Origin of the sequence: Bacillus tuaregi (assembly GCF_900104575.1) — a bacterium.
Lineage (GTDB): Bacteria > Bacillota > Bacilli > Bacillales > Cytobacillaceae > Bacillus_BD > Bacillus_BD tuaregi.
Window position 1 is genome coordinate 3,397,224 of the sequence record NZ_LT629731.1, and the last position, 17,667, is coordinate 3,414,890.

Below are 17,667 nucleotides of genomic sequence, written 5' to 3' on the forward strand. Positions count from 1 at the left end.
CCTATCCCTCGCTTTTTAGTGCATGCTGCAGCACTTCATCAACGTGGGAAACGAGCACAAATTCTAATTCTTCCCGAACGCTTTCTGGTATGTCATCTAAATCCTTTTCATTTTCCTTAGGACAAATGATTTTCGTTAACCCAGCCCGATGTGCACTTAATGTTTTTTCCTTTAGTCCGCCAATTGGCAATACTCGCCCTCTTAGCGTAATTTCGCCTGTCATTCCCACTTCTTTACGAATTGGTTTACCTGTTAGCGCAGACACGAGTGCCGTTGCCATCGTGATTCCCGCCGAAGGACCGTCCTTCGGAACCGCTCCTTCCGGAACATGTATATGGATATCGCTTTTTTCATGAAAATCCGGATCAATACCAAGCTCTACCGCCTTTGAACGAATATAGCTAAAGGCTGCTTGGGCAGATTCCTTCATGACATCACCTAGCTTTCCGGTTAAGACAAGCTTTCCTTTACCTGGTGACAGGGAGACTTCAATTTGTAATGTATCGCCGCCAACCGTTGTATAGGCAAGACCTGTTGCTACACCCACTTGGTCCTCAAGCTCAGCCTGTCCATAATGAAACATTTTCTTCCCAAGAAACTCTTCGATATTTTGATCATCTACAACCACTTCTGCCTTTTCACTCGAAACGATAATTTTAGCTGTTTTACGGCAAATACCGGCAAGCTTTCGCTCTAAGCCCCGGACACCGGCTTCACGAGTATAGTAGCGTACAAGATGAAGTATGCCTTCATCACGTATCTGTAGCTGTTCTGTTGTTAAACCATGCTCTTTTATTTGCTTTGGCAGCAAATGGTCCTTAGCAATATGGAGCTTTTCAAGCTCTGTATAGCCCGCAATCGAAATAATCTCCATCCGGTCACGTAGCGGTCCCGGAACGGTACCTAAATCATTTGCCGTTGCGATAAACATTACCTTTGAAAGGTCATAGGTTTCCTCAATATAATGGTCGCTGAAATTATGATTCTGCTCAGGATCGAGTACTTCCAGCATGGCTGCAGAAGGGTCGCCACGGAAATCGCCTGACATTTTATCAATCTCGTCTAATAAAAAGACAGGATTAATGGTGCCGGCTTTCTTCATGCCTTGAATAATCCTTCCCGGCATCGCGCCTACGTAGGTTCTTCTGTGACCACGGATTTCTGATTCATCCCTGACACCTCCAAGTGAAACACGGACAAAGTTCCGGTTTAACGAGGTGGCAATCGAGCGGGCAAGACTTGTTTTCCCTACCCCTGGAGGACCGGCAAGACAAAGAATCGGACCCTTCAAGGAGTTTGTCAGCTTCTGAACCGCTAAATATTCAAGCACACGCTCCTTCACCTTTTCGAGGCCGAAATGATCTCGATTCAAAATTCGCTCTGCTTTTTCAATATCAATATCATCCTCTGTTGCCTTGGACCACGGAAGAGAAATCAACCAATCAATATAATTTCGGATCACAGCACTTTCAGCAGAGCTAGATGGAACCTTTTCATAACGATCTAATTCCTTCAAGGCAGCTTGCTTCACATGGTCTGGCATGCCAATTTTTTCGATTTTCTCAGTCAGCTCGGCTACCTCTCCAGACTTTCCATCCTTATCGCCAAGCTCCTTTTGGATCGCTTTCATCTGCTCACGCAAGTAATATTCCTTTTGCGTTCGCTCCATCGATTTTTTAACCCTTTGACCAATTTTCTTTTCTAAATTTAATACTTCTTTTTCATTATGAATAATTTCAATCACACGATTCAAACGATCCTTTATGTTCATCAGCTCTAAAATATCTTGTTTTTCTTTGAGCTTTAAAGGAAGATGCGAAGCGATGATATCAGCCATTCTTCCAGGCTCTTCTATATCACTGACAGAGGCATAGGTCTCTGCAGAGATTTTTTTTGATACTTTTATGTATTGTTCGAAGTATTCAAGCATCGTTCTCATAAGTGCTTGATCTTCAGGGTCAACCATTGCTTCGTCTTCATGTGTTCTTAGCTTTACTAAGAAATACTCTGGCTCATCAATAAACTCCATTATCTCTGCCCGCTTAAGGCCTTCAATTAAGACGCGGATTGTGCCATTTGGAAGCTTCAGCATTTGCTTTACTTTCGTTAACGTTCCTACCTGGTAAAGGTCTTCTTCCTCTGGCATGTCAACGGACAAATCCTTTTGCGTGGTTAAAAAGATGAGATGGTTGTCAACCATTGCTTTTTCAAGGGCCTGGACTGACTTGTCACGGCCGACATCTAAATGGAGTACCATTGTCGGATAAACTAGTAATCCTCGAAGCGGTAGCAAAGGGACGATTACCTCTTCATTGTTTGCCATACCTTACACCCCCATATGGTTATTTTTCCATATATCACTAACATTTTCCTATTAAACAATTTTATCGTATTTGAGTCCACGTGTCTAATAACGAGGTTGCTTGTCAAAGGATAGAATCAAGTTACTCTTTTCTTATCAAGGTCACATAATAAAGCTTCGTCTTGTCCACATTGGAACAAACCGAAGCTTTTTTATTATCCTGCCATAAAAAAACATGCTTAGTATCATTATTCTTTAAATGCTTTCCTTCTTTGTCATCTCTATAGCTGAAGCAGAAATCGTTTGATTAATGCTGTAATCCTTCCTTATTGCCAGGTCAAAGACCTCGTTAATATGTGTAACGGGAATAATCTCAATATCTTGAATTTCCTGCAGGATGGTCTGCATATTTTCTTTCGGGATAATCACCTTTTTTACCCCAGCCTTTTTCGCTGCCTTCACCTTTGGATATACCCCGCCAATTGGCTTCACATTTCCATGAATACTAATCTCACCAGTCATCGCTACTTTGTTGTCAATAGGCAGCTTATAAATGGCTGAATAGATTCCGGTTGCCATGGCAATTCCGGCAGATGGACCATCAATCGGAACACCGCCAGGGAAGTTGACATGGATATCAAATTCGTCTGCCGGAACTCCCATCGAACGGAGTACTGTAATGACGTTTTCAATAGAGCCCTTTGCCATGCTTTTACGGCGAATCGATTTCCCACTGTTCCCAATGCTTTCTTCTTCCACAATCCCTGTAATATTAATGGAGCCATTCTTCTTTGCCGGAATCACCGTTACTTCGATTTCAAGCAAGGTTCCTGTATTAGGTCCATGGACAGCTAGTCCGTTCACAAGTCCAACAGAGGACTCCTCATTTATCTTTGGTTCCATTCTTGGATTAAGCTGACTTGAATGAACAACCCATTCAATGTCCTCTTCCTTTATGTATTGCCGGTCTTCCGTAATGGCTAGTCCAGCAGAGAGCTGGATCATATTGACCGCTTCCCGTCCGTTCCTTGAATAGGAGGCGAGGATATTGATTCCCTTTTCACTTATCTTCATATTTACTTTCTCGGCAGCTTTTTTACCAACTGTGGCAATTTCCTCTTCCGTTAATTCACGGAAAAATACCTCCATACAGCGTGAGCGAATAGCCGGAGGGATTTCACTTGGTGTTCTGGTCGTTGCCCCAATTAAGCGAAAATCTGCCGGTAAGCCATTCTTGAAGATATCATGAATATGATTAGGAATTTGCGTATTTTCTTCACTATAGTAGGCACTTTCTAAAAATACCTTTCGATCCTCAAGTACCTTTAATAACTTATTCATTTGAATCGGATGCAGTTCACCAATTTCATCAATAAACAAAACCCCACCATGTGCATTTGTGACTGCACCCTGCTTCGGCTGAGGAATACCTGCCTGACCCATTGCCCCAGCACCCTGATAAATTGGGTCATGAACAGACCCAATTAATGGATCCGCAATTCCTCTTTCATCAAATCTTGCTGTTGTCGCATCAAGCTCGACAAATACGGAGGATTGTTGAAAAGGAGATTTAGAATTTTTTTTTGCTTCCTCTAATACGAGTCTGGCTGCAGCTGTTTTCCCTACACCTGGAGGACCATAAATGATTACATGCTGTGGATTCGGACCGCAAAGTGCTGCCTTTAAAGACTTTATTCCATCCTCCTGTCCAACAATATCCTGAAAGCTTGCCGGACGCACTCTTTCAGCTAGAGGTTCACTTAATTTAATTTCTCTTAACTTTCTGAGCTGATCCATCTCTTTTTTCGATTCACGGTCGATTGATACTTTCTGGGTACGTTGGTTTTTCAGTAGATTCCAAAAATATACCCCGATCACAACACCGAAAAATAATTGTATAAACAAGACAATACCCGTCCAACTCATCGTATTCCCTCCTGCAAAATTAATACTAGGTGATATTTGCTAGTATCTCCTCTACTAGGCAGGAATAAACAAATTTTCTTAGTCAGAACAAGAAAAGCACAAGCACCTGAATAGGCGCTTGCGCTTTCCATCATTTATGCAGATGTTTTTCTTTTCTCTTCAACGATTGTACCATCGGTTAGAATCAGCTTAGGGTCCATCTTATCTGAGACCGTTTCCTTTGTAATAATACATTTGGAAATATCCTCTCGTGAAGGCAGCTCATACATAACATCAAGCATAATCCCTTCAATGATTGAACGTAATCCACGAGCACCGGTCTTCCTTTCAATCGCCTGCTTAGCAATTTCAAGCAATGCACCTTCTTCAAACTCAAGCTCAACATCATCAAGCTCAAGCATTTTTTGGTACTGCTTCACTAAGGCATTTTTCGGCTTTGTAAGGATTTCAATTAAGGCATCTTCATCAAGCTGAGCAAGACTAGCAATAATTGGTAAACGTCCGATAAATTCCGGAATTAATCCGAAACGTAATAAATCCTCAGGCAATACCTTTGATAATAGATCCTTTTGCTCCACTTCTTGTTCTTTTAAATCAGAGCCGAATCCAATTACCTTTTGACCTAGACGGCGTTTAATAATGGTTTCGATGCCATCAAATGCACCACCACAGATAAATAAGATATTCGTTGTATCAATTTGAATGAATTCCTGATGAGGATGCTTTCTTCCACCCTGTGGCGGAACACTCGCAACCGTTCCTTCAAGAATTTTCAACAATGCTTGTTGAACCCCTTCACCAGAAACATCTCGAGTGATGGATGGGTTTTCAGATTTACGAGCAATCTTATCAATCTCATCGATGTAGATAATTCCTTTTTCAGCCTTCTCCACATCATAATCCGCTGCTTGAATAAGCTTTAGCAGAATGTTTTCAACATCTTCGCCGACATATCCGGCCTCTGTTAATGATGTTGCGTCTGCAATCGCAAATGGAACATTAAGGATACGCGCTAATGTTTGAGCTAGTAATGTTTTACCACTACCTGTTGGCCCGATCATGGCAATATTACTCTTTGCCAATTCCACCTCATCAATCTTACTGTTAGAGTTAATACGTTTGTAATGATTGTATACTGCGACAGATAAGGACTTCTTGGCCTGGTCTTGTCCAATAACGTATTCGTCCAAAATCTCACGAATCTCTGCCGGCTTTGGTACATCTTTAAATTCAATTTCTTCTTCTGTACCTAATTCCTCTTCAACAATTTCAGTACAAAGCTCAATACATTCATCACAAATATAAACGCCTGGTCCCGCAACTAATTTGCGTACTTGTTCCTGTGTTTTTCCACAGAAAGAGCACTTTAATTGGCCCTTTTCGTCATTAAACTTGAACAATATTTTCACCCCTTGAAATGACTTTATGTAATCTATAACTAACGTGAATGACTCGCAATATCTAGATATTGTTACTATTTATTGAATTGTAACACATTTTATGAAAATACAGGAAATAATAACTCTTGCAGGGTTGCAAATTAGCTGAAGGTTTTATACTTGCGAGTAATTCGTTGCCATGTATGTAATATATAGAATCATTATTCCAAGAATAATGATCATGATTTCTATAAGCGTATATGTATTATTTATATTCCTGTATGTTCAAAATAAAACCTTCGCAAAGAGTTACTTTTATTTATTATATGTATTTTACCATAATATAAAACAAGGTACGATAAAATCGCACCTTGTTTTTATTTATCCTTACATTACATATGATAATTTAATGAATTAAGCTTGCTTTTCAACTGTTTTACTGTTATCAACTAAGAACTTAACAGTATTTCTAGCTTGAAGATCGCTCTTAAGTCCATCAAGGCTTCCAAGTGCATTTTTGATATTATCAACAGTCATGTTATACATTCCTGCCATTTTCTCTAGCTCTTCGTTGATTTCCTCTTCAGTTACTTCGATATTTTCAGCTTTTGCAATCGCCTCAAGAGTTAAGCTTCCACGAACACGTTGTGCAGCTTCTTCGTTCATTTGTCCACGAAGTGCTTCCTCATTTTGACCTGAGAATTGGAAGTAAAGCTCAAGATTCATACCTTGCATTTGTAAACGCTGCTCGAATTCTTGAAGCATACGGTCTACTTCATTATTAATCATCACTTCAGGAACATCGATCTCAGCGTTAGCTGTAGCTTTGTCAACGACAGAATCTTGAATGTGATGCTCTTCTTGGTGCTTCTTGTCATGCTCTAGACGAGACTTGATTTTTTCTTTAAGTGCTTCTAAAGTTTCAACTTCCTCGTCCACATCTTTAGCAAATTCATCATCTAGCTCTGGAAGTTCTTTTCCTTTTATTTCATGAACTGTTACTTTGAATACTGCTGGCTTTCCAGCTAATTCTGCCGCATGGTATTCTTCTGGGAATGATACTTCAACATCCTTAGATTCGCCTGCAGCAAGACCAACTAACTGCTCTTCGAAGCCTGGGATGAATTGGCCTGAACCAAGCTCTAGTGAATAGTTCTCAGCTTTACCGCCTTCAAATGCTTCACCGTCAACAAAGCCTTCAAAATCCATCACTACAGTATCGCCATTCTCAGCTTTACCTTCTTCTTTCACAACAAGCTCTGCTTGCTTTTCCTGTAGTCCTTTGATTTCGTTATCAACATCTTCATCTGTTACAGTTGTATCAAATGCTTCTACTTCAAGACCTTTATATTCGCCTAACTTTACTTCAGGTTTAACAGTAACCTTTGCAGTAAAGATGAATGTTTTGCCTTTTTCGATTTGCTCTACATCGATTTCAGGACGATCAACTGGCTCAATACCTGTTTCATCGATTGCTGCACCATATGCTTCAGGAAGCATTAAATCGATCGCATCCTGATATAATGATTCAACACCGAAACGCTTTTCAAATAATGCACGTGGCATTTTCCCTTTACGGAAGCCTGGTACATTTACTTGCTTTACTACTTTTTGGAATGCAGAATCTAAGCTCTTGCTTACTGTTTCTGCATCAACTTCAACTGTAAGAACCCCTTGGTTCCCTTCTAGCTTTTCAAATTTTGCAGACATACTTTATTTCCCTCCAACAATCTATTTCATTTACCTTTACTAGCGAAATGATGAATGAATACGAATCAATTTTCGATCATATTCTAATAATAATATGATTTTTTTCACAAAAGCACCACTACATTATAACACAGGTTGTCACTGTTTCAACAGGCTGTCTTAAAGATTAGGATAAGAAATTTCTTCAATCATGCGGATATAGGAGTCTGCCTGCTGCAAATCAGCTTGTAATACCCGGTACTCCTCTATTAATTCATCTTCTGTATCATATTTTCCAAAATATTCATTTCCTAATACATGATAAGCCGCTGCCCAAGCGTTAAGGTTATTTGACTCTAGCTCAAAAGGATACAGCAAAAAAAACTGTCGTTCGACCAATGCCTTTATATGAGCAAATAAGACAGGATCCTCGTTTTCCAGTTTTTGTCTAAGGATTTCAAGAATCTCCTTCAGCTGGCGGCTTTCATTGATATGTGGTAATTTCTCTGGAATAACCGTTATTCTTTTATCAAATTTTTGAATCTCAATCGGCTTGTCATATTCCTGTTCCTTTAATACATTTAACAGCAGCGTTTTAAAGAAAACACTGCCCTTTTCAGATTGAAGATATTCAGTCATATCCTTCACAAAGGGGCGAGTGTTTTTGTTATTCAATTCACCTGCCAACAGCATTTGCTCCTCTGGAGTTTGATAAAGGAAGAAATCAATTTTCCGATTTGCCCACGCATTCTCCTTTGGTTCCTGCTGATGTACATCAATCGAACTATCCAGCATTCTAAGACTAAAATCGAGCAGGCGATGAAAATGCTCTAGCTTATCAGCTGGAATTCTATTCTCCGCTAATAGGTTCTCAATAGCGGCAACAACCTCTTCATATTTATGTAGCTGGACAAGATACATAATGTAGATATTCATGATTTCAATATCCTGACCGATTCCTTCTTGGAGCATTTTATCAGCTAAGTCCATCGCTTTATCTATCAAACCCGCATCGAAATAAGCTAGCAGCAGACCTATATGACTTTCACTGTTCCTTGCATCCAATCGGATCGCATGCTCCAACAGGTCAATCGCTTCATCATATTGTTTCTGATGTAAATGCTCAAGTCCTTTTTCCACCAGTCTTTGCTCTAAACCAGGAAAATAAACAATTTTATTCTTTTGGTTTTTATTATCCATCGGTATCAGCCTCAATGATTTTAATTGAGGTAAGTGTAGCACAAGAAAAAAAAGAAAGTAAACGTTTATCTTAACAGACTGAATCCTCACAAAAAAATCCACAGCTAAAACTGTGGATTTTTAGTCTATTACTGAATAGGTGCGTTTTCTTGCTCATATTTAGAAATTGCCTCATCAAGCTGCAGAGTGATTTCAATTTCATCCCAGCCATTGATCAGCATTTTCTTCCAATATGGTGACACAGAAAATGAAGCACTGAAGCCTTGATTATCTGAAAGTACTTCGTCTTCGAGATTAATAGTTAATTCATACGGCTGATTTTTTGCCGCTTTAAGCAAATACTCAACTTTTTCCTTTTCTAGCTTGATAGGCAGCATCCCGTTTTTAAAACAGTTTTGAAAGAAGATGTCTGCAAAGGATGGAGCGATAACTACCTTAAATCCATAGTCCTGTAACGCCCATGGAGCATGCTCACGGGACGAACCACAGCCAAAGTTTTCATTGGCAATTAAAATAGATGCCCCTTGATTTTCAGGCTGATTTAATTCAAAGTCAGGATTTAACTTTCCATCCTCAAGAAAGCGCCAGCCGTAAAAAACAAATTGTCCAAACCCTGTTTTCTCAATTCGTTTTAAAAATTGCTTTGGAATAATTTGGTCTGTATCTACATTTACCCGGTCAAGGGCAACTGCTTTTCCTGTATGTGTTTTAAACCCGCTCATGAAGTTTCCCCCCTTAGTTCAATATCTCTGATTTACGAACATCAACAAATTTTCCATGAAGCGCAGCATTGGCTGCCATTGCAGGACTTACTAGATGTGTTCTAGCACCTGCCCCTTGTCTTCCTTCAAAGTTACGGTTTGATGTAGAGGCACAATGCTCACCTGCAGGTACGACATCATTGTTCATACTTAAACACATGCTGCAGCCAGACTCACGCCATTCAAAGCCTGCCTCGATAAAGATTTTATCTAAGCCTTCCTGCTCAGCCTGTAATTTAACCTGCTGTGATCCTGGTACAACTAACGCGCGAACACCTGGATGTACTTTGTTACCTTTTGCCACTTCTGCAGCCGTACGAAGGTCTTCGATACGGGAATTTGTACAAGAGCCAATGAAAACATGCTGAATTTTAATGTCTTCAATTTTTTGACCCTCTTTTAGACCCATATATTGCAATGCATTTGCTAATGCCTTTTTATCCGTTTCAGTAGCACAATCAGCAAGAGTTGGAATACTTTCGCTCACTTTAGCTGTCATGGATGGATTGGTTCCCCAGCTGACCATCGGTTCGATGTCAGTAGCATCAATTTCAATTACCGCATCATAGACAGCGTCCTCATCAGAGGCTAGCTCTTTCCAGGCTTCGACTGCCTGATCAAAGTTTTTCGGAGCATATTTCCTACCTTTTAAATAAGCAAACGTTGTCTCGTCTGGTGAAACAAGTCCTGCTCTAGCTCCGCCCTCGATAGACATATTACAGATTGTCATTCTTTCGTCCATCGACAGGCCACGAATGGCCTCGCCGCAGTATTCAATGATATGTCCTGTTCCAAAGTCAATTCCATGCTTGGCAATGACATAAAGAATAACATCTTTAGCAGATACTCCTTCAGATAGCTTGCCTTTAAAATCAAGCTTCATCGTTTTAGGCTTTGTTTGCCAAAGTGTTTGAGTGGCTAAACAGTGCTCTACTTCACTTGTTCCGATACCAAAAGCAATAGCACCAAATGCACCATGTGTTGAGGTATGACTGTCACCACATACAATGGTTTTTCCTGGCTGTGTTAAACCAAGCTCAGGTCCAATGACGTGGACAATCCCTTGGTCAGGGCTGTCAATCCCTGCTAATGGAACACCAAATTCCTGACAGTTTTTCTCTAACGTTGTCATTTGATTCTTCGCTACTTCATCATCAATGACCGTACGATTTACGGTTGGAATATTATGATCCATTGTAGCAAATGTTTTATCAGGTCGTCTTACTTTACGGTTTTTCATACGTAAGCCTGAAAAAGCCTGTGGTGATGTAACTTCATGGACTAGGTGTAAATCAATGTAAAGTAAATCCGGTTTTCCTTCTTCTTGATGGACGATATGCTTGTCCCAAACTTTATCAATAATTGACTTTCCCATTCGATTTCCCCCCTCAAGTGGTATGCGATACTATTATCATAGAATATTAAGTGAACTATAACAATTTTTAATTTTTAGTATAATCTTATTTTATAAGAGCTTTCTTTACTTCTTCCACCATTTCTGTTGTTGATACCTGGGTCTTTCCTTCTGACATGATGTCACCTGTTCTAAAGCCAGCATCTAGAACATGATTGACCGCTTGTTCGATTAGTGCCGCTTCTTCATCTAATCCAAATGAAACCTTTAGCATCATGGCAGCAGAAAGAATGGTTGCCAATGGGTTCGCAATATTTTTGCCCGCAATATCTGGTGCAGAGCCGTGAATTGGTTCAAATAAATATGGTCCATCTGCTGATATACTTGCAGAAGGCAGCATTCCTAATGATCCAGTTAATACCGATGCTTCATCACTTAAAATATCGCCGAACATATTCTCTGTTACAACCACATCGAATTGCTTCGGATTACGAACTAATTGCATGGCACCATTATCAACGAGCATATGCTCTAGAGTAATTTCTGGATAGTCCTTGCTGATTTCAACCGCTACTTCACGCCATAAACGACTAGATTCCAACACATTTGCTTTATCAACAGAGGTCACTTTTTTTCGTCTAGACTTCGCTAATTCAAAGGCTTGACGAATGACACGTTCCATTTCTTCTCTTTCATAATAAAGTGTGTCAACAACCGCTTCTTTTCCATTTACATCTCTACGCTCTCTCGGTTGACCAAAATAAATTCCACCTGTTAGTTCTCTTACCATAAGCATATCGACACCCTCGATGATTTCCTTTCGAAGAGGTGAAGAATCTGCTAAGCTAGCAAAATATGTCGTTGGACGCAGGTTAGCAAACAAATTTAATTCCTTACGAATTTGCAGCAATCCCTGTTCTGGGCGAAGGTGGACAGGAATTGTATCATATTTAGGACCACCTACAGCGCCTAAAAGAATGGCATCACTTTCTTTACAAAGTGTGATGGTTTCCTCTGGAAGAGGAACTCCAGTTGAATCATAGGCAGAACCGCCAATTTCACCAAATGTGAAAGTAAACTGGTGATTAAAACGTTCACCTACTGCTTTTAAAACCTCAATTGCACCTTGAACGACTTCCTTGCCAATTCCATCTCCAGGCAGTACAGCAATTCGCTTTTCCATGAATATCCCCCATTCATTTACCTATCTAATTTTTCAGTGAACTTATAAAACAAGGCTGACTTTAAAGAGCTTGACAGCTGCACCCTCTCGAGCCTTACAGCTTTTGTCATCTTCTCTTTCCAAGTCAGCCTTTCCTATTCTCTTTTTTACTTCACTAACTCTGAATCAGAAGATTCTTTTATATAGAGAACTCTGTTAATGGCATTGATATAAGCTTTAGCAGATGCTTCAATAACATCCTGTGCAAGTCCGCGTCCACTTGTATCCATTCCTGCGCAGTGCATTTTAACAAATACCTGTGCCAGCGCATCTCTTCCTGCTCCAACTGATTGAATACGATAATCTAATAAATTAACGTGCTCATCAACCATTTTTTCCAAAGTATTGTAAACAGCCTCTACACTGCCTTTACCAATACCTGTTTCAGTAATGTTTTCATTATTACGATCTGAAAGAGTTATGGTAGCAGAATGCTCATTCCCTTTACTTTGGACTTCAATAGACAGCAACTGATAATACTGGTCTTCTTTGGATATTTTTTTCTCCAAAACAAGTGCCGTTAAATCATCGTCAGTCATTTCTTTCTTGCGGTCAGCAAGATCCTTGAAAGCAGCAAATAATTCACTAACTTCCTCTTCCTCCACCACTAAGCCAAGTTCATCTAAACGATTCTTGAAGGCATGACGTCCTGAATGCTTACCAAGCACAAGGTTATTTGAAGCAAATCCAACTAATTCAGGTGAAATAATTTCATAGGTTGACTTTTCCTTTAGCACGCCGTCCTGATGGATACCAGATTCATGCGCAAAGGCATTGGCACCGACAACTGCCTTATTGGCAGGAACGATCATACCTGTTAATTTACTCACAACACTGCTTGTTCTGCTAATTTCCTGCAGATTCAAACGTGTCTCCGCATTGTAATAATCTTTGCGAATGCGTAGAGCAAGCGCAACTTCTTCTAAGGCCGTGTTCCCTGCTCTTTCACCGATACCGTTGATTGTTCCTTCAACCTGTGTAGCCCCATTTTCAACTGCCGAAAGTGAATTGGCTACTGCCATGCCTAAATCGTCATGACAATGGGTTGAAAGGTCAACCTTGTGGATAGATGGAACATTTTCTTTTAAGTATTTAAAAATCTGACCGTAGTCATATGGAGTACCATATCCTACCGTATCAGGAATATTGATAACATGTGCACCCGCTTGAATAACCTTTTCAACAATCTCTGCTAAAAACGGAAGCTCTGTACGGCTCGCATCCTCTGCAGACCATTGGACAACCGGGAATTTGGCAGCTGCATATTTTACCGCTTCAACAGATGCTTCAATCACCTGTTCCTTCGTCATCTTTAGCTTATACTCACGGTGAATGGGCGAGGTAGCTAAGAAAATATGAAGTCTTGGATTTACTCCGTCCTTTAAAGATTCCCAGGCAATATCCATATCCCTTTGAACACAGCGTGCTAATCCGGTTACGGTACTATTTTTAATCGTTTGGGCAATTTTCTGTACGGAAGCAGCATCACCCTTTGAGGCTGCTGGAAAGCCAGCCTCAATGATGTCTACATTTAAACGTTCTAATTGTTTCGCGATTTCTAGTTTTTCGGAAAAATTAAGATTGACGCCAGGAGTTTGTTCTCCATCTCGAAGTGTCGTATCATAAATCTTAATTTTTTGCACTACCCACCACTTCTTTCTGCTTAGCGTCATTTACGAATGGCATCATTTTTCTTAGCTCACGGCCAACCACTTCAATTTGGTGTTCGTTTTCACGAGCATTAATTGCGTTGAACATCGCACGGTTAGATTGGTTTTCTAGGATCCATTCTTTCGCAAATTTACCAGTTTGGATGTCAGTTAATACTTCCTTCATTTTCGCTTTAGCAGAAGCATCTACTACACGTGGTCCGCTTACGAAGTCACCCCATTGAGCTGTATCTGAGATAGAGTAGCGCATGTTAGACATGCCTCCTTCATAGATAAGGTCAACGATTAACTTCATTTCATGTAAACACTCGAAGTATGCAACCTCTGGCTGATAACCCGCTTCTACTAGAGTTTCAAATCCAGCTTTGATTAGTGAAGTTAAACCACCGCAAAGTACAGCCTGCTCACCAAATAAATCTGTTTCAGTTTCTTCTTTAAAGGTTGTTTCAATTGCACCTGCACGAAGTGAACCGATTGCTCTTGCATATGCTAAAGCAAGTTCTTTTGCGTTTCCAGTAACGTCTTGATAGATAGCAAAGATTGCTGGTACGCCGGCACCTTCTGTGTATGTTCTTCTTACTAAGTGTCCTGGTCCTTTAGGAGCTACTAGTAAAACATCACAATCTGCTGGAGGTACGATTTGGCTGAAGTGAATGTTAAAGCCGTGTGCAAACATTAATGCTTGACCTTTTAGGTTTGGCTCGATTTCTTCCTTATATACTCTTGCTTGCTGCTCATCTGGTAATAGAATCATCACTACATCAGCTTTAGCTGTTGCTTCAGCAACTGTATATACTTCAAATCCAGCTTCTACTGCTTTATCCCAAGATTTACCTTTACGAAGACCGATGATACAATTAACTCCGCTTTCTCTCATGTTTTGTGAATGAGCATGTCCTTGAGAACCGAATCCAATTACTGCTACTGTCTTTCCATTTAAAAATTCTGCGTTTGCATCCCCGTTATAATACATTTTTGCCATTGTAAATACTCCCTCTCTGGTTTCATTTTTTTTAGAATAATAGTTTGATTATTTTCTTGATTCATTATTATTATAAATATTAAACCTGTCATAAGTAAAATTCTATTACATCCTAACAGGCATATTAACCTAGCCTAAATAAAGCTTATACAATGGAGAACTTTTGCGGATTGGATTGCAGCTGCATTCCTCTCGGAAAAGCAGTTGTGCCTGTTCTCGTAAGCTCTTTAATTCCATATGGCTTTACAAGCTCGATAAAGGCATCAATTTTCTCTGATTCTCCTGTAATTTGAATCACAATGCTCTCTTTACTTACATCTACTATAGAAGCACGGAACGGTTCGATTAGAGAATAAATCTCATGTCGATTCGTTGGCTGAGTAGGGACTTTGATTAAGGCAAGCTCCCTTGAGACAATTGCCTGTTCCGTAATATCTACTACCTTTAGAACATCAACCTGCTTATTTAATTGTTTCGTAATTTGTTCAATGATATTTTCATTTTCCACTTGAACTACACAGGTAATTCTGGATACTCCTTCGACCTCAGAGTGACCGACAGAAATACTTTCAATATTGTAATTCCGTTTAGAAAACAGGTTTGTAATTCGGTTAAGAACTCCTGGACGATTAAGTACGGTTAAACTAATAATCCTTTTAATCATGGCTTAACACCTTCCATTTCATGTAGTCCTTTTCCTGGTGCAATCATTGGATAGACTAGCTCGCTAGGATCAATTCTAAAGTCTAATACGACAGGTTCATCATTGTGAAGCACTTCATTTAGTACCGCTTCAGCTTCTTCATTTGAGGCAATTTGGTAGCCTTTAATGCCGTATGCTTCGGCTAGCTTAACAAAGTCAGGCTGACCTGGAATTAAACTGTGGGCGTAGCGTTCCTGATAGAACAGCTCTTGCCATTGTCTAACCATTCCAAGAGCCATATTATTTAAAATGACCATCTTGATTGGCAATTTATGTTCACTAATGACTTGAAGCTCCTGCGTACACATTTGGAAACCTCCGTCACCGGAAACAAGAACAACTGTAGAATCAGGAGCCGCAATTTGAGCCCCGATACTCGCCGGTAGGCCAAATCCCATGGTTCCTAAACCACCGGAGGTTACCCATTTATCCGCTTTGTTTAGTGGATAATATTGAGCAGCCCACATTTGATGCTGACCAACATCCGTAACAACAATCGCTTCACCGTTTGTTTTTGCATGAATCATTTCCAGCACTTTTTGCGGTTTTAGGTTTTCTTGATCTTCCTTGTTATAGTGATAAGGATATTCCCTGTTCCAGCTTTGGATTTTTTCAAGCCATTCCTTGTTTTCAGGCTGTTTACCTTCCTGAGCAATCAATTGCTTTAATGCTTCCTTTGCATCCGCAACGACCGGGATTTTGGTTGGAACATTTTTTCCGATTTCAGCTGGATCAATATCAATATGAGCAACTGTTGCATTTGGAGCAAAATGCGCTAGATTGCCTGTAAGACGATCATCGAAACGCGCTCCTATGTTCAATAATAAATCAGATTCATACATAGCCATATTTGCTGCATAGCATCCGTGCATACCGCCTAATCCAATAAACAATTCATGATCCTGCGGGAAACCTCCTAAGCCTAGCAAGGTGTGGACAACAGGAATATTTTGCTGCTCGGCATATTCCTTCAATTCCGCCGTAGCCTTTGAATGTAGAATCCCTGCACCTGCAAGTATGACCGGCTTTTTCGCAGAGCTGATAGCTTCTGTTAATTTGCGAATTTGCAAATAATTAGGCTGTAATGTTGGCTGGTAGCCTGGTAGGGAAATCTTTGGATCCTCATCAATTTTCCCAACTGCAGTAGCAATATCCTTAGGAAAATCGATTAATACTGGTCCTGGACGCCCTGTTGTGGCAATATGAAATGCCTCTTTGATAATGCGTGGAATATCATTAATGTTTCGAACCTGACAGTTATATTTTGTAATCGGCGTTGTGATTCCCAGTATATCCGCCTCTTGGAAAGCATCCGACCCAATCACACTCGTTGCTACTTGACCAGTAAACACAACTAATGGTAATGAATCCATCATCGCATCAGCTAAACCCGTTACAAGATTCGTTGCTCCTGGGCCTGATGTAGCAATTACGACTCCAGGTTTTCCTGATATCCGTGCATAACCCTCTGCAGCATGAATTCCACCCTGTTCATGACGTGGTAATATATGACGGATTTTCGAATCATAGATTTTATCATATATTGGTAAAACAGCCCCACCAGGGTAACCAAAAATCACTTCCACCTTTTCTTTTTCCAGAGATTTTAATAATAAATCAGCCCCGCTAATCGGCTGCTTATCAGCCTTTATACCGGCAAAGGTAGTTTCCTGCAACATTTGGATTATACCTCCTCTTTCCTCTTTCCTCTTTCAAATAAAAATATAAAAAGCCCTTCCATCCCTTAAATGCCAAAAATTTTGACTAAGGGGTGAAAAGGCTTTGGAAACCTACTCCACGGTACCACCCTTGTTTACGCAAAATAAATGCGTACACTTATGAGCAGACGATGCTGCCCGCTTTAGTAACGAGTGTCTTGCACCCGTCCAGCCTTACTGAAAATAAATTGTTCAGGTTGGAACTCAGAGGTGAGTTCATCTTATACCGAATTCACCGGCTCCCAGCTCTCCCGGCTCTCTGTAGAATTCTATGCATAAAACTACTTATCCTCTTCATCATTTTAAACTATATTACTTACACTATATGTCATATGTTTCACTTGAAATGGATAGAACTTTCAAACAATTAAGAGTACAATTTTACTAAATAGAATTTGTTTTCAATCTCTTTATAATATTTTGTAACTCTTTTGTTGAAATAATCTTACGCTGATTTTCCAAATGAGTCAAGACTAATCATAAGAATTATTAAAAAATTATGTTAAAGTAATATTTTGTATCCGCTTACAATGCTAATCTATAGATGTTTTATGAAAAATAAAAAAATTTACAGTTTCATTTTACTATACAAAAAAACATAAAAATAACTCATCCTTGTACAAAGATGAGTTTGATTGGTAGAATTTATGTAGTTGGTATTTAGATGACGTCCCAGGAGAGATTCGAACTCCCGACCGACGGCTTAGAAGGCCGTTGCTCTATCCAGCTGAGCTACTGGGACATACTTTCAAAGACAATTT

Annotated in this window: 11 protein-coding genes, 1 tRNA gene, 1 pseudogene and 1 other annotated feature; all 13 genes and pseudogenes read right to left on the reverse strand. The window is 39.9% G+C overall.

Annotated features, from left to right (window positions below):
* Position 1 precedes the first annotated feature (1 nt).
* The 13 genes and pseudogenes from lon to BQ5321_RS18840 all read right to left on the reverse strand — a co-directional run bounded on the left by lon (position 2) and on the right by BQ5321_RS18840 (position 17,648).
* Positions 2-2,323 (reverse strand): endopeptidase La, encoded by a 2,322-nt coding sequence (gene lon, locus BQ5321_RS18780; RefSeq protein WP_071395947.1) that lies wholly within the window; start codon positions 2,321-2,323, stop codon positions 2-4.
* Between the two features lie 234 nt (positions 2,324-2,557).
* Positions 2,558-4,228: an ATP-dependent protease LonB gene (gene lonB, locus BQ5321_RS18785; RefSeq protein WP_071395948.1), complete on the reverse strand. Its 1,671-nt coding sequence runs from the start codon at positions 4,226-4,228 to the stop codon at positions 2,558-2,560.
* A gap of 134 nt (positions 4,229-4,362) precedes the next feature.
* Positions 4,363-5,628, reverse strand: coding sequence for an ATP-dependent protease ATP-binding subunit ClpX (gene clpX, locus BQ5321_RS18790; protein WP_071395949.1), 1,266 nt, complete (start codon positions 5,626-5,628; stop codon positions 4,363-4,365).
* A 393-nt stretch (positions 5,629-6,021) separates the two neighbouring features.
* Positions 6,022-7,317, reverse strand: a complete 1,296-nt coding sequence (gene tig / locus BQ5321_RS18795) for a trigger factor (RefSeq protein WP_071395950.1) — start codon at positions 7,315-7,317, stop codon at positions 6,022-6,024.
* A 159-nt stretch (positions 7,318-7,476) separates the two neighbouring features.
* Complete coding sequence (locus BQ5321_RS18800; protein ID WP_071395951.1) at positions 7,477-8,496, reverse strand: tetratricopeptide repeat protein; 1,020 nt, start codon at positions 8,494-8,496, stop codon at positions 7,477-7,479.
* Between the two features lie 128 nt (positions 8,497-8,624).
* Positions 8,625-9,218: a 3-isopropylmalate dehydratase small subunit gene (gene leuD / locus BQ5321_RS18805; protein WP_071395952.1), complete on the reverse strand. Its 594-nt coding sequence runs from the start codon at positions 9,216-9,218 to the stop codon at positions 8,625-8,627.
* A gap of 13 nt (positions 9,219-9,231) precedes the next feature.
* A complete protein-coding gene (leuC, locus tag BQ5321_RS18810) occupies positions 9,232-10,632 on the reverse strand; it encodes a 3-isopropylmalate dehydratase large subunit (protein ID WP_071395953.1) in 1,401 nt (466 codons plus the stop codon).
* Between the two features lie 36 nt (positions 10,633-10,668).
* Positions 10,669-11,794 (reverse strand): annotated as a pseudogene (gene leuB, locus BQ5321_RS18815) (3-isopropylmalate dehydrogenase).
* 146 nt (positions 11,795-11,940) lie between these two features.
* Complete coding sequence (locus BQ5321_RS18820) at positions 11,941-13,476, reverse strand: 2-isopropylmalate synthase (protein ID WP_071395955.1); 1,536 nt, start codon at positions 13,474-13,476, stop codon at positions 11,941-11,943.
* Entirely contained in the window at positions 13,463-14,485 is a 1,023-nt protein-coding gene (gene ilvC, locus BQ5321_RS18825) for a ketol-acid reductoisomerase (protein WP_071395956.1), read from the reverse strand. Before ilvC ends, BQ5321_RS18820 begins: the two co-directional genes overlap by 14 nt.
* 145 nt (positions 14,486-14,630) lie before the next feature.
* Positions 14,631-15,146, reverse strand: coding sequence for an acetolactate synthase small subunit (gene ilvN, locus BQ5321_RS18830; protein ID WP_071396979.1), 516 nt, complete (start codon positions 15,144-15,146; stop codon positions 14,631-14,633).
* Complete coding sequence (gene ilvB, locus BQ5321_RS18835; protein ID WP_071395957.1) at positions 15,146-16,867, reverse strand: acetolactate synthase large subunit; 1,722 nt, start codon at positions 16,865-16,867, stop codon at positions 15,146-15,148. Before ilvB ends, ilvN begins: the two co-directional genes overlap by 1 nt.
* Before the next feature lie 85 nt (positions 16,868-16,952).
* Positions 16,953-17,213, reverse strand: a binding site (T-box leader).
* A 361-nt stretch (positions 17,214-17,574) separates the two neighbouring features.
* Positions 17,575-17,648 (reverse strand) — tRNA-Arg (locus BQ5321_RS18840).
* Positions 17,649-17,667 lie beyond the last annotated feature (19 nt).

Coding starts and splice junctions, on each gene's coding strand:
- lon (WP_071395947.1), bottom strand. CDS start 2,323: ATGGCAAACAATGAAGAGGTAATCGTCCCTTTGCTACCGCTTCGAGGA.
- lonB (WP_071395948.1), bottom strand. CDS start 4,228: ATGAGTTGGACGGGTATTGTCTTGTTTATACAATTATTTTTCGGTGTT.
- tig (WP_071395950.1), bottom strand. CDS start 7,317: ATGTCTGCAAAATTTGAAAAGCTAGAAGGGAACCAAGGGGTTCTTACA.
- BQ5321_RS18800 (WP_071395951.1), bottom strand. CDS start 8,496: ATGGATAATAAAAACCAAAAGAATAAAATTGTTTATTTTCCTGGTTTA.
- leuD (WP_071395952.1), bottom strand. CDS start 9,218: ATGAGCGGGTTTAAAACACATACAGGAAAAGCAGTTGCCCTTGACCGG.
- leuC (WP_071395953.1), bottom strand. CDS start 10,632: ATGGGAAAGTCAATTATTGATAAAGTTTGGGACAAGCATATCGTCCAT.
- ilvC (WP_071395956.1), bottom strand. CDS start 14,485: ATGGCAAAAATGTATTATAACGGGGATGCAAACGCAGAATTTTTAAAT.
- ilvB (WP_071395957.1), bottom strand. CDS start 16,867: ATGTTGCAGGAAACTACCTTTGCCGGTATAAAGGCTGATAAGCAGCCG.